We start from the raw sequence: 12,930 nt of genomic DNA, 5'->3' as shown, positions 1-12,930 counted from the left end.
CTGCCCAGCATAATGAACCCCGTGAGCAGCCCGCGCCAGAGCCAAGAAAACCTGAACCCCGAGCTGGGGCTCACCCCGGCCCAGCGCAGCAACCTCTGGCCGATGACGGCTCTGGGCTACGCGGCGTGGCGGGCACGGTCTATAACGTGGCTCTCGGGGCAGCCTTTCCCGCTGGAACGTGAGGCGAAGCTGTTCCTCGGTCTGTGTCGTCCCCGACCCGGTGAGTTCTGGCTGGACGCGGGCACCAGCACCGGGTTTTACGCAGGCGTACTTGCCCGAGCGGGCTGCCGGGTCCTCGCCGCCGATCTCAGTGCCCCCATGCTGGCCGGGGCGCGGCGGCGGGAGGGGGAGGGGAACATCGACTGGTACCTCACCAACCTGGAGGCGAGCGGGTTGCCGGAGGCGAGCTTTGACGGGGTGACGGTCGGCGCGACCCTGAACGAGACGCACGATCCGGCCCGCTTTCTGGCGGAAATGTCCCGGCTGACGCGCCCCGGCGGCCAACTCTGGCTGATGTACCTGGGGCGGACGGGCGGCCCCCTCCAGCGCCTCCTCTCGCTCCCGGCCCTGGGTGGCCTGACCTTCCCCGACCCCGCCTGGGTGGCACGGCAACTCCCGGGCTGGACACGGACGGACTGGCTGCGGGCCGGGGCGGTCGTGTTCGAGCGGTACGTGAAAGTTGCGACCTGAGGCTCCCAGCAGGCCGCGTGGCCGTAAGGTGTCTGTAAGAAAGCGTGACTTTTCCCCCTCGCCGCCCCCGTACACTCGCAGACAGAGGTTTCCAACTGTGCCCCATGCTGCCTTCCCGTCCTCCGCGCCACCGCCCCCTCCGGCCGAGGCGGTCGCCCACTGCCGGGACGTGACACGGCAGCACAGTCAGACCTTCTACCTGGGGTCGCGCTTCTTTCCGGCCCGGCAGCGCGCGGCCGTATGGGCCGTCTACGCCGCCTGCCGGGCCGGGGACGACATCGTGGACGAGGGGGAGGGCACGAGCGCCGAACGCGAACTCGTCGAGTGGTGGACGCGGGTGCGAGCGGCCTTCGCGGGCGAACCGGGTCCCCACCCCGTGGACACGGCGCTCGCCTGGGCCGCTGCCCACTGGCCCATTCCCCTCGCCGCCTTCGAGGAGTTGCACGAGGGGCTGAAGATGGATTTGCACGGCCACCCTTACCGCACCCGGGACGACCTCGACCTGTACTGCCGCCGGGTGGCGGGCGTGGTGGGCTTCATGATCGCGCCCATCTGCGGCTACTCGGGCGGTGAGCGCACCCTGCACCACGCCCTGCGGCTTGGCCAGGCAATGCAGCTCACCAACATCCTGCGTGACGTGGGTGAGGACCTGGAGCGCGGCCGGGTGTACCTCCCCCACGCGCTGCTCGGCGAGTACGGCGTGACGCGCGCCATGCTGGAGGGCGGCACGGTCACGCCCGAATACCGCGCGCTGATGCGCCACCTCTCCGACCTCGCCCGCGAGTGGTACGCCGAGGGCCGGCAGGGCATTCCCTGCCTGCATGGCAGCGCCCGCCTCGCGGTGCAGGCCGCCGCCCGCTCGTACGAGGGGATTCTGGACGACCTCGCTCGCGGCGACTTCGACAACTTCCGCCGCCGCGCCCACGTCAGCGGCACCCGCAAGCTGCTCATGCTTCCGCAGGCGTGGTGGGAACTGCGCGGGGCCGTGGTCCGGGCGTGAGGGGGGAAGATGGTTGCCCCATCGGCCCTAAAACCCCTCCCTTGAGGGGGGAGGCTGGGAGGGGGTGAGCGGGCACGGTGTCCGAAGGCCAGTCAGAGTGCCCAGGCATTCCTCTCTCAATCAGACAGCAGGGCAAGCTGGCGCTTGCCACCCCCCTCCCCCACAAGGAGGGAGAAAAGATAAATACGCCGTCCTCGTGCGGCGCAAGGAACTCCAATGCCCCAGACCAAACGCAAAACCGCCCTCATCATCGGCTCGGGCTTCGGCGGCCTGAGCCTCGGCATTCGGCTGCAAAGCCTGGGCTTCGACACGACCATCCTGGAAAAGCTGGACGGACCGGGCGGGCGGGCCTACCAGAAGCGGACGCCAGACGGCTACGTGTTCGACATGGGGCCGACCGTGATCACCGTGCCGCACTTCATTGAGGAACTGTTCGCGCTGGAGCGGGACAAGGGAATGCTGGCCGAGCCCGACTACCCCGCCCACGTCCTGACGGGCGAGCGCGTCCGGGAAGGGGAGAGCGGCGGCCCCAGGACCCGCGAGTACGTGCAGCTGGTGCCCATCCTGCCCTTCTACCGCATCTATTTCGACGACGGCACGTATTTCGATTACGACGGCGATCCCGATTCGACGCGGCGGCAGATTGGGGCCCTCGCGCCTGGCGACCTCGCGGGCTACGAACGCTTCCACGCGGACGCGAGGGCCATCTTCGAGCGCGGCTTCCTCGAACTGGGGTACACGCACTTCGGCGACCCGGCGACCATGCTGCGCGTCGTGCCGGACCTGTTGAAACTCGACGCCGTCCGCACCCTCTTCTCCTTCACCAGCAAGTATTTCCAGTCGCCCAAGATGCGGCAGGTCTTCTCCTTCGAGACGCTGCTCGTGGGCGGCAATCCCCTCTCCGTGCCCGCCATCTACGCGATGATCCACTTCGTCGAGAAGACCTGGGGCATCCACTACGCGGTGGGCGGCACCGGGGCACTCGTGCGCGCCTTTGTCCAGAAGTTCGAGGAACTCGGCGGGCGCATCGAGTACGGGGCGGAGGTGGAGGAAATCCTGGTGACGGACGACCGGGGGCGGCCTGTGCGGGCGCCACTCGGGAAGCGGGTTGCCCGTGGCGTACGCCTGAAGAACGGCCAGGAGCGCCATGCCGACATCGTGGTCAGCAATGGCGACTGGGCGAACACGTACCTCAACCTCGTGCCCTCCCACGCCCGCCTCGTCAACACCGACCTGCGGGTGAAGGCAGCCCGCCAGAGCATGAGCCTGCTCGTGATCTACTTCGGCTTCCGCGACGATGGCAGGCCTCTCGACCTGCGCCACCACAACATCATCCTGGGGCCGCGCTACGAGGAGTTACTGCGGGAAATCTTCGGGCAGAAGGTGCTGAGCGCGGACTTTAGCCAGTACCTCCACGTGCCCACCCTGACCGATCCTGACCTTGCCCCCCCCGCCCACCACGCCGCCTACACCCTGATTCCCGTCCCCCACAACGGGAGCGGCCTCGACTGGGAGGCGGAGGGGCCGAAGCTGGTGGACAAGGTTCTCGCCTTCCTGGAGGAGCGCGCGTACATCCCCAACCTGCGCGAACGCCTGACTCACCTGGAGTACATCACGCCGGACTACTTCGAGGGCACGCTGGATTCCTACCTCGGCAACGCCTTCGGTCCCGAGCCTCTTTTGGCACAGAGCGCCTACTTCCGCCCCCACAACCGCTCGGAGGACATCCGCAACCTCTACCTCGTCGGCGCAGGGGCCCAGCCCGGTGCGGGCACCCCCAGCGTGATGATGAGCGCCAAGATGACGGCCCGGCTGATCGCGCGCGACTTCGGGATTCACCCCAGCGTGCGCGACGGCGTGCCACAGGGAAAGGCGGAATTGCCGGACCGGGCCTCCGAGGACAGGGAACCAGCGGTGGTCAGCCCGTAGGCCCCAGACCTCAGACCCGCGTCCCCGCCCCCGTCCGCCCCCGCAGCCAGCCCAGAATCCAGCCGAGCGCCTCCTCGCGCCCCTCGTCGTTCAGGAGTTCGTGGTAGCCGCCTTCCACCAGGTGCAGCGTCTTGTCACTGACGGGAATGGCCTCCACGAAACGCCGCGAGCCGTTGGGATCGGTGATGCGGTCGGCAGTCCCGTGGATGACCAGTGTGGGCAGCGTCCAGCGTCCATAGTGTGCCCACAACTCGCGGCTCAGGCGCAGCATGGAGGCGGCGGTCAGGACGGCCACCTTGCCCTGGTGAATATTCGTGTCGGCCCGGTACGCGCTGACCTCGTCCGCCAGCCGGGAGAGATGGTCCGTTCCCAGGTCCGTGACCCTGGCCGTGGGCGCGACCTTCGCCAGTACAGGAGCAATCATCTTTATCCAGGCGGGCTGGTCCTCCCCGATCAGCAGGGCGGGGCTGGAGAGGATCACCCCACCCAGCCCGCGCGGATCATGCGACGCGCTCGCCGCCGTGATCAGGCCCCCCAGCGAGTGCCCGAAGGCGAAGACGGGGAGACCCTGACCCCGCAGCGTCTCCCGGGCGAGCAGATGGTCCTCCACAAGCTGGGACACGTCCACGACGGCTCGCCGCCCCTCCGACTGGCCGTGACCGCGCAGGTCGCAGGCGTACACCTCAAAGCCCGCCCCCACCAGTTCCGGGATCAGGCGGCTGTAACGGTCCACGTACCGGCCCGCGTACTCTCCCAGGCCGTGCGTGAGCAGGACGGCGGCGCGGGGCTGGGCTGCTTTCCAGACGTAGCCCCGGACGGGCGCACCCGTCTCCCAGCCGGACGGCTCCCAGCTTGTCGCGGTCATGGGGCCAGTCTAGCTTTGCCTCGACGTTAAGCGAGCCTCAACGCGGCGGGGGTGGCGCCGGGCGCAGACTGCCTGACATGGCAGACATTGCACGCAAGGCCAGCGCCCACTGGACGGGCGACCTCCGCAGTGGCCAGGGCACCGTCAGCACGGGGAGCGGCGTTCTCCGGGACGCGCAGTATTCCTTCAAGACCCGCTTTGAGAACGGCGCAGGCACCAACCCCGAGGAACTGCTCGCCGCTGCCCACGCGGGTTGCTTCACCATGCAGCTTTCCGCGCTCCTGGCGGGCCACGGCCACGACCCACAGGACCTGCGGACCGAGGCGACCTGCGAGATGGTACGCGAGGGCCAGGGCTTCAAGATCAGCACCATGCGCCTCAACATTCGCGGCAGGGTCGGCAACATCGACCAGGCCGAGTTCGAGCGGCACGTGGAACAGGCCGCCCAGATGTGCCCCCTCAGCCGCGTGATGCAGGGCAACGTGGAGATCATTCACGAGGCGGTGCTGGAGCAGCCGGTAGGCTCGTAAGAGACGAATTCGCCCCGGCGGACGCCGCGCTGCTCATCGCGTCTCACACCGGGGCATTGTTCTGACATGGTCAGTCGAGGTTGAAGCGGACCGGCTCGGTTTCTTCTGGGATGCTTCGCTCGTCCGGAGAGAGGCCGTGCCCGCCGAACATCCCCCCGGCGGCCAGGCTGGCCCCCAGCACGTCCCCGGCTTGCGGGTCGCGCTTGGCTGGGCGGATATAGAGGGACAGCACGATCAACGCGACCGGCAGCACGATAAAGATCAGGAAGGCGGTCATGCCAGGCGGGCGACTTCGATCTGCTCCTCGCCCAGGTGTTCGCGCGCCCAGGTGTCGATGGCGTTGATGACGCCCTGGAGTTCGCGCCCAGCGGGCGTGAGGCTATAGACACTACGGGCCAGCTTGCCCTGGGTGTCCTCGGTGCGCTTGGCGATCAGCGAGAGGCTCTCCAAATGTTCCAGGCGTTGCGTGAGGGTGGCGCTGTTGCAGCCGCCCACGGCCCGGGCGAGTTCGTTGAAGCCCTTCTCGCCGTCCAGCAGCGCGCGGACGATGTGCAGCACCCATTTCTCCTGCAACACCCCAATGGCCCGGTAGACCGGGCAAAAGGCAGGGGGTGCGGATGTCATGGCCCCATCGTACACCTTCGGCCGGGATAAACTGGGAGGCAAATCACATCACTTGACTTTTCAAAGTAGAAGAGATAACCTTCTGCCATGACCGCGACCACCACCCGCACCCTCCCCGTCAGCGAAGCCATCGAGACCCGCCGCAGCATCCGCAAGTTCGTGCAGGAGCCCATGAACCAGGACGACCTGCGCGAGATTCTGCGCCTGGCGAGCCTCGCGCCCAGCGCGAACAACGTGCAGACCTGGCGCTTCGCCGTGGTGCAGAACAAGGAGCTTCAGGCCAGGCTTCAGGAGGCTGCCTTCGGACAGGCCCAGGTGTCGAACGCCCCGGCCGTGATCGTGGTGTACAGCGACATGGAGGACACGCTGGCGAATGCCGAGGAGACCATCCACCCCGGCATGGGCGAGGAGCAGATCAAGGTTCGCGCCGCCCGCTTCCGTCAGCAGTTCGAGGCCCAGGACAGCGTGCAGCGCGGCCAGTGGGCGCTGACCCAGGCGAACCTCGCCTTCGCCTTCCTGATGCTCGCCGCCCGCGGCCTGGGCTACGACACCGTGCCCATGCTGGGCTTCGACCCCCAGAAGGTCAAGGAACTCCTGGGCCTGCCCGAGCACGTGCAGTTCGCCGGGCTCCTCCCCATCGGCAAGCGCGCCGAGGAAGGCTTCCCGCACCACCGTCACAGCATCGACCGCATCACCAAGTTCTACTGATCCTGATCAGGTGACACGCCGCCCCTTTCCCGGGGCGGTTTTTTCGTGCTGCCCGTATCTCCGGAACGGGTGTGGTCGAGCCGCAAGGGGGCCCCGGAGTTCTGGTCTGGGGCAAGCAGAACCCCGAGAACGTGCAGCCTCCCCGTGCCCGTCACAACCCGGGAAAGAGGGCACGGGTCGGCTGAGCCGGGGGTATCTGCCCCTCCGTCACCCCACCCCCTGCGACGTGCCACACCCGCGTCGCCACCCGGTCCACCAGCGCGCGGTCGTGGCTGGCGAGGAGCACCGTGCCGGGGAAGGCGAGCAAAAGTCCTTCCAGCGCCTCAATCGCCCGGATGTCGAGATGGTTGGTGGGTTCATCCAGCACGAGCACCTGCGCCCGCGTGGCGCCCAGCCGGGCCAGGCTGAGCCGGGTACGCTGCCCCCCCGAGAGGCCTGAGAGCGGGAAGTCAGGCCCGCCGGGCAGGCCGACCTGCGCCCCGATCTCGTAGAGCTGGTGGGGCGTCAGAGCCGGGTTGGCGTCCAGCAATGCTTCTCCTACAGTCCCCAGGCCCGCCAGTTCCTCGCCGTGCTGGCCCGCCGCGTATAAGGTCAGGCCGGGTCCCCAGCGGACCTCGCCCGTGTGCGGAAGCCCCCCGAGCAGGGCCGAGAGCAGCGTGCTTTTCCCGCCGCCGTTCGGCCCGGTCAGAGCGATGCGGTCGCCCCGGCGCACGTCCAGCCGGACGTCAGACAGCACCAGTCGCCCACTGCGCTCCACCCCCAAGTCGCGGACGGTCAGCACCTCGGCGGGACCGGGAGGGGCGGGGGGCAGGTCCAGGCGCAGGATGCGGCGGTCCTGAAAGGGCTTCTCGGCCGCCCCCTCGTCCAGCCGGTCGATCTGCTTTTGCATGGCTTTCGCCCGGGCCGAGTGGATCTGCTGCGCCCGCCCCGCCTTGTGGCTGGACAGGAACTTGTCGTTGTCCCGTGCCCGGCGGCGGTTTTCCTCCACCCCGCCGATGCTGGCCTGCCGCCGCCGCTCCTCGTCCAGCGCCGCGCGCTTGCGGCGGTACGCCTCGTAGTCCCGCGCCTGCGCCTCCCGCAGGGTGGCCTTGAGCCTCATCGCCTCCGAGTAGCCGCCGGGATAGACGGTCAGCCGTCCCCGTTCCAGCTCCGCCGTGTCCTGCGCCACCGCGTCCAGAAACGCGCGGTCATGGCTGGCGAGGACGAAGGCGGCGTTCGAGGCGCCAATCCACTCCTCCAGCCAGGCCGCCCCCTCCGCGTCGAGGTGGTTCGTCGGTTCGTCGAGCAGGTACACGTCGGCGGGGGAGAGCAGCAGCCGGGCCAGCAGCACGCGCCGCATCTGCCCGCCCGAGAGCCGCGCCGCACCCATGCCCCCCTCCAGCCCCAGGCCGCTCAGCACCGCCGCCGCCCGCACCTCGAAGTCGTAGCCTCCCGCGTTCCGGTAGGCTTCCTCCGCGTCAGCGAAGGCCAGCAGGGCGTCCTCGCTGCCCTCATTCAGCCGGGTTGAAGCGGCCTCCAGCTCCGCCTGTGTCCGGCGCAAGTCCTCCGGCATCACGGCCTCCAGCACCGTTCCCGCCCCCATCTCGGCATGCTGCGCGAGGAGGGCCACCCGGCCCCGCCGCGTCACTGCTCCCGCGTCCGGCGCGTCCAGGCCCGCCATGACCCGCAGCAGGGTCGTCTTCCCGCTGCCGTTTTCGCCGATCAGCGCCAGCCGTTCGCCCGCGCCGATCTCCAGGTCCACCCCGGAGAATACCGTCCGGTCGCCAAATCCCCGCGCGACCCCACTGAGTTGCAACAACACACATTCCCCCTGCGGGCGAGCCGTCCCGGCCAGAAGAGGCGGGACGAGACTTCAGATCGCTGTTACAGGGGGAGGGGACGCAAGGGGCAACTCCGTCGAGTGGGGGAAAGCCGAACGCCGGGGAACCCGGGCCGTTCCGGCCAGCCTACCGGGTGAGGTCCACGGGCCGAATACGCCGAATGGCGCATCACTCCCGCCGCCTGAAGATCAGCGTGAGCAGAAAAATCGCGGTGTTCACCAGCACGATGGTCGCGCCCGGCGCCGTGTCCAGGTAATAGCTGAGGTACAGCCCGACCACGCCGCCCACGGTGCCCAGCCCGGCCGCGAGCAGGATCATCTTCTGGAGACTGCGGGCCAGCAACCGGGCGGCGGCGCTGGAGGTGATCAGCAGGCTCACGCTCAGGGTCGTGCCGACGAGCTGTACCGTCAGGACCACCACCAGCCCGATCAAAATCAGGAGCAGGCTCTCCAGCCGCCGCACCGGCAACCCGATGGCCCGCGCCTCAGTGGGGTCGAAGGACGCGAGCAGGAGTTCCTTCTGCACGGCGGTCAGCAGCGCCCCGACGACGAGCGTGACGGCCAGTGCCCCCCACAGGTCGCCCGGCGAAACCCCGAGAGGATTGCCGATCAGGAAGTTGCTCAGGTCGGTCGTGAAGGTCGGCGCCCTGGAGAGCATCACCACGCCGAGCGCGAACATCCCCACGAAGACGATCCCGATGGCGCTGTCCTGCTTCAGCCCGCTGCGCCGCCCCACCGCGCCGATGCCCAGGGCGGTGAGCACGGCGGCGACAAGGGCCCCGAACAGCAGATTGCTGCCCGCCAGAAACGCCCCCACAATGCCGGGAAAGACGGCGTGGCTCATCGCGTCCCCGATGTAGCTCAGGCCGCGCAGCACCACCCACGCGCCGACCAGGGCGCACAGCACGCTGACCAGCACGACGGCGGCCAGCGCCCGCACGAAGAAGCCGAACTGGAGGGGGTCGGTGAGCCAGTCCATCAGGGGCGGCCTGCAGGGGGAAGGTGGGCCGCCATGCTGTCACGCTCCGTCTTGCGTTCAATCCAGGTCATCAGGCCTCCGCGTGCATGTGGCCGAGGTGGCTCGCGCTGAAGGTCGCCTCGATATTGCGCGGTGTGTACACCTCGCCCGGCGTGCCGTCGGCGATGATGCGCCGGTTCACCAGAATGAGGTGGTCGCACCAGCGCCGCGCCTGTTCAAGATCGTGGGTGACCATCACCACGGCGCGGCCCTTGTCGGCCTGGGCGCGCAGCAGGGCCATGAGTTGCTCCTGGGTGGCGGCGTCCACGCCGGTCAGCGGTTCGTCCAGCAGCAGCAGGTGGCCGTCGCGGGCCAGCATCCGCGCGAGCAAGACCCGTTGCCGCTGCCCCCCGCTGAGCGCCCCGATGTGCCGGTGCCGCAGCTCGTACACGCCGGTTTCCCTCAGCGCCGCCACCACCCGCTCCCGGTCCTCGCGGCCCGGCCGGCGCAGCCAGCCCAGGCGCCCCGTTCGGCCCATCATCGCCACGTCCCAGACCGTGACCGGAAAGGCCCAGTCCAGCGTCTGCTGCTGCGGCACGTACGACACGCAGTTCTGGGCCGTGTGCCCGGCGTCGAAGCGCACGCGGCCCTCGGAGTCGGGCAGCAGCCCCACCAGTGTCTTGAGCAGCGTGCTCTTGCCCGCCCCGTTCGGCCCGATGACCGCGCTGAAAGTGCCCGCCTCGAAGCGGACCGTCGCGTCCTCCAGCGCCACTTGGGTGCCGTACCGCACCGTCAGGTTCTCCACACCCAGCATCCGCCGAGGATAGCGCCCTTGCGGGTGATATTGCGAGTGCGAAATCAACAGCAGTGGCAGGGAAGACGGCTTCCCGTTCGGCCTGACGAAATCCCAGCCTGGCTGGGCCTGCCCTGAGCCCCGTCCTCCCCGGGCCCCCGTCCAGGCGAAGGTCCTTCTCGCCTACCTCAATGCCCGCACAATCGTGTCCACGTTGGAGCGGAAGGCCTTCAGATAGGTCTCGCCCGCACTTCCCTTCGGTCCCAGCGCGTCGGTGTAGAGGGGCGGGGCAACCTTTGCGCCGGTCTCGCGGGCCAGGGTCTGAGCCAGACGCGCGTTGACGGTGTTCTCGGTAAAGATCACGCGGACGCCGCTTTTCCTCACGGCCTCGATCAGCCCGGCGAGTTCCCGCGGGCTGGGCTCACGCTCGGTGCTGAGTCCAGGAATAACGGCCCCGATCACGGTCAATCCGTAATGGTTCGCCAGGTAATGCAGGCTGTCGTGGTTGGTGACAAGCTTGCGCCGGGCGGCGGGAACACTGGCAAACTGCCCTTTCGCGTAGGCATCCAGGGCGCGCAGCTTCCCGAGGTACGCCGCCGCATTCCCCGCGTAGGTGGCACGGCCCGGCGGATCGAGCCGGGTCAGCGCCGCCTGCACGTTGCGAACATACCCGGCCGCCAGGGTGGGGTCCCACCAGGCGTGGGGATCGAAGGCGCCGTGGTCGTCGTGCCCGGCTGCCTCGTGGCCTTGTTCGGCGGGGTCGGCGGCGCGCAACTTCAACCCGGCCGTGAGTTCGGTCACCGGCACCCCGGGGGCGGACGCCTTCAGCTTCGGCAGCCAGGGCTCCAGGCCCGCCCCGTTGGCGAAGAGGGCCCGGCTCCCGCTCAGCCCGCGGATCACCGTGGTGGTGGGCTGAAAGGTGTGCGCGTCGCCCCCCGCGGGCACGATCACGTTCACGCTGACCCGGCTCCCGCCAACCGCCCTCACAAAGTCCCCGACGATGGTGGTCGTGGCGCTGACCGGCAGCGGGGCGGCAGAGGCCACGCCCAGGCTCAGGCCCAAGAGGAGCAGTGCGCGGCTCATGCCAGCACCCTCCCGGTCGTCGAGGCGTTGATGTGACAGGTCCGTCCGTGCAGTAGACGCATAATGATTTGTCTTTATCAATAAAGAGGCTGAAGTGGATGAGGGCCTGAGCGTGGTGGTGTGAGAGGGCCTCTGCTCCCAACCCCCTGGCACCCCTTCCGGTCATCGCTTTAAACTGCGCCGCATGACGCTGGCCGCCCCCCCCTCCGAGTGGTACAAGAGCGCCGTCTTCTACGAACTCTCCGTCCGCACCTTCGCCGATGGCAACGGTGACGGCAAGGGTGACTTTCCCGGCCTGACCGGCAGGCTCGACTACCTGAAGAACCTGGGCGTGGACTGCCTCTGGCTGCTCCCCTGGTATCCCAGCCCCCTGCGCGACGACGGCTACGACGTGGCCGACTACGTGGGCATCCACCCGGACCTGGGGACGCTGGACGACTTCAAGGTCTTTCTGCGTGAGGCCCACGCCCGCGGCCTGCGCGTGATTGGTGACCTCGTAACCAACCACACGTCCTCCGACCATCCCTGGTTCCAGGCGGCGCGGCGCGGTCCAGTTCTTCCCGACGGCAGCCCCAACGAGTATTTCGACTACTACGTCTGGAGCGACACCGGCACCGAGTACGCGGGCGCGCGCATCATCTTCACCGACACTGAGGTCAGCAACTGGACCCTCGACGAGCAGTGCGGCAAGTACTACTGGCACCGCTTCTTCTCCTCGCAGCCCGACCTGAATTACGACAACCCGCGGGTGCAGGAGGAATTTTTCAGCGCCATGCGCTTCTGGCTCGACCTGGGGCTGGACGGCTTCCGGGTAGACGCGGTGCCGTACCTGATCGAGCGCGAGGGGACGAACTGCGAGAACCTGCCCGAGACGCACGGCATCCTCAAGGCGATGCGGAAGATGGTGGACGCCGAGTACCCCGGCCGCCTGCTCCTCGCCGAGGCGAACCAGTGGCCGGAGGACGTGGTGGAGTATTTCGGCAGCGAGCAGGATCCCGAGTTCCACATGTGCTTTAACTTCCCGGTCATGCCACGGCTGTACATGAGCCTCAAGCGCGAGGACACGACCTCCATCCGCGAGATCATGGGCCGATTGCCCCAGATCCCTACCTTCGGCCAGTGGGCCACCTTCCTGCGGAACCACGACGAGCTGACCCTGGAGATGGTGACGGACGACGAGCGGGCCTTCATGTACATGGCCTACGCGCCCGACGCCCGCATGAAGATCAACGTGGGCATCCGCCGCCGCCTCGCCCCACTGCTCGACAACGACCGCCGCCGCATCGAGCTGCTGACCACCGTGCTGTTCGCCCTGCCCGGCAGCCCCATCCTGTACTACGGCGACGAGATTGGCATGGGGGACAACCTGACGCTCGCCGACCGCAACGGCGTCCGCACGCCGATGCAGTGGAACACGGGCACCAGCGGCGGTTTCTCCTCGGCGCCCCCCGAGCAGTGCTTCTACCCGCCCATCCAGGATCCGGTGTACGGCTTCCTGCGCGTCAACGTGAACTCGCAGGAACAGGACCCCTCCAGCCTGCTGAAGTGGGTTTCGCGCCAACTCGACCTGCGCCGCGCCCACCCCGCCTTCGCGCACGGCGACCTCAACTTCGTCGAGACGGGCAACCCCGCCGTCCTCGCCTTTACCCGCCAGTATGGGGATGACACCCTCCTGATCGTGAGCAACTTCGCGGGAACCACCCAGGCCGCCCAGCTTGACCTCGCCGGGCACGTGGGGCGGGTCCCCATCAGCCTCGCGGGGGGCAGCCACCTTCCGCCCGTGGGGGAGGGGGGTCAGTACCCCATGATCTTGGGCAAGTACGACTATTACTGGCTGAAGCTGAGCGGGGTGAGGTAGGAGCGTCAGATAATCAGCCGTCAGAAAAAGAGATGCCCCAGCTGTGGCTGGGGCATCTCTTTTTCTGACGGCT

At 68.4% G+C, this 12,930-nt stretch carries 13 protein-coding genes; 6 read left to right on the top strand and 7 right to left on the bottom strand.

Annotated features, from left to right (window positions below; genetic code table 11):
* The first annotated feature begins 12 nt into the window (after positions 1–12).
* The 3 genes from F784_RS0101780 to crtI all read left to right on the top strand — a co-directional run bounded on the left by F784_RS0101780 (position 13) and on the right by crtI (position 3,619).
* Positions 13–690, top strand: a complete 678-nt coding sequence (locus F784_RS0101780; RefSeq protein WP_019584974.1) for a class I SAM-dependent methyltransferase — start codon at positions 13–15, stop codon at positions 688–690.
* Between the two features lie 169 nt (positions 691–859).
* Positions 860–1,690: a phytoene/squalene synthase family protein gene (locus tag F784_RS0101775; protein ID WP_019584973.1), complete on the top strand. Its 831-nt coding sequence runs from the start codon at positions 860–862 to the stop codon at positions 1,688–1,690.
* A 216-nt stretch (positions 1,691–1,906) separates the two neighbouring features.
* The gene (crtI, locus tag F784_RS0101770) at positions 1,907–3,619 is read left to right on the top strand and encodes a phytoene desaturase family protein (RefSeq protein ID WP_019584972.1); all 1,713 of its coding nucleotides are present in this window, start codon (positions 1,907–1,909) and stop codon (positions 3,617–3,619) included.
* A 10-nt stretch (positions 3,620–3,629) separates the two neighbouring features.
* Here the strand turns inward: crtI and F784_RS0101765 are convergent, their stop codons facing one another.
* A complete protein-coding gene (locus F784_RS0101765) occupies positions 3,630–4,484 on the bottom strand; it encodes an alpha/beta hydrolase (RefSeq protein ID WP_019584971.1) in 855 nt (284 codons plus the stop codon).
* Positions 4,485–4,561: 77 nt separating this feature from the next.
* Here F784_RS0101765 and F784_RS0101760 point away from each other — a divergent pair, with 77 nt between their 5' ends.
* Positions 4,562–5,014, top strand: coding sequence for an OsmC family protein (locus F784_RS0101760; protein ID WP_019584970.1), 453 nt, complete (start codon positions 4,562–4,564; stop codon positions 5,012–5,014).
* Between the two features lie 70 nt (positions 5,015–5,084).
* On the opposite strand, the gene F784_RS0101755 is transcribed toward F784_RS0101760, so the two are convergent.
* Together F784_RS0101755 and F784_RS0101750 are read right to left on the bottom strand one after the other, a co-directional pair.
* Positions 5,085–5,291, bottom strand: coding sequence for a hypothetical protein (locus F784_RS0101755; RefSeq protein WP_019584969.1), 207 nt, complete (start codon positions 5,289–5,291; stop codon positions 5,085–5,087).
* Positions 5,288–5,638 (bottom strand): winged helix-turn-helix transcriptional regulator, encoded by a 351-nt coding sequence (locus F784_RS0101750; protein ID WP_026332183.1) that lies wholly within the window; start codon positions 5,636–5,638, stop codon positions 5,288–5,290. Before F784_RS0101750 ends, F784_RS0101755 begins: the two co-directional genes overlap by 4 nt.
* A gap of 87 nt (positions 5,639–5,725) precedes the next feature.
* Between F784_RS0101750 and F784_RS0101745 the strand changes: the two genes are divergently transcribed.
* Positions 5,726–6,346, top strand: coding sequence for a nitroreductase family protein (locus tag F784_RS0101745; RefSeq protein ID WP_019584967.1), 621 nt, complete (start codon positions 5,726–5,728; stop codon positions 6,344–6,346).
* A gap of 151 nt (positions 6,347–6,497) precedes the next feature.
* Here F784_RS0101745 and F784_RS22145 read toward each other — a convergent pair whose 3' ends face one another.
* The 4 genes from F784_RS22145 to mntC form a co-directional block, all read right to left on the bottom strand.
* A complete protein-coding gene (locus F784_RS22145; protein ID WP_245557736.1) occupies positions 6,498–8,147 on the bottom strand; it encodes an ABC-F family ATP-binding cassette domain-containing protein in 1,650 nt (549 codons plus the stop codon).
* 187 nt (positions 8,148–8,334) lie between these two features.
* The gene (gene mntB / locus F784_RS0101735; protein ID WP_019584965.1) at positions 8,335–9,144 is read right to left on the bottom strand and encodes a manganese ABC transporter permease MntB; all 810 of its coding nucleotides are present in this window, start codon (positions 9,142–9,144) and stop codon (positions 8,335–8,337) included.
* 70 nt (positions 9,145–9,214) lie between these two features.
* Positions 9,215–9,937: a manganese ABC transporter ATP-binding protein MntA gene (gene mntA, locus F784_RS0101730; RefSeq protein ID WP_019584964.1), complete on the bottom strand. Its 723-nt coding sequence runs from the start codon at positions 9,935–9,937 to the stop codon at positions 9,215–9,217.
* Between the two features lie 162 nt (positions 9,938–10,099).
* Positions 10,100–10,999 carry a manganese ABC transporter substrate-binding protein MntC gene (mntC, locus tag F784_RS0101725; RefSeq protein WP_019584963.1) on the bottom strand — a complete coding sequence of 300 codons (900 nt, stop codon included), beginning with the start codon at positions 10,997–10,999 and terminating at the stop codon, positions 10,100–10,102.
* Between the two features lie 184 nt (positions 11,000–11,183).
* Between mntC and treS the strand changes: the two genes are divergently transcribed.
* Complete coding sequence (treS, locus tag F784_RS0101720) at positions 11,184–12,857, top strand: maltose alpha-D-glucosyltransferase (protein WP_019584962.1); 1,674 nt, start codon at positions 11,184–11,186, stop codon at positions 12,855–12,857.
* Positions 12,858–12,930 lie beyond the last annotated feature (73 nt).

This window comes from Deinococcus apachensis DSM 19763 (genome assembly GCF_000381345.1).
Taxonomy (GTDB): domain Bacteria; phylum Deinococcota; class Deinococci; order Deinococcales; family Deinococcaceae; genus Deinococcus; species Deinococcus apachensis.
Note: the sequence above shows the minus strand (reverse complement) of the source record. Positions and strands in the feature narration are given on the sequence as shown.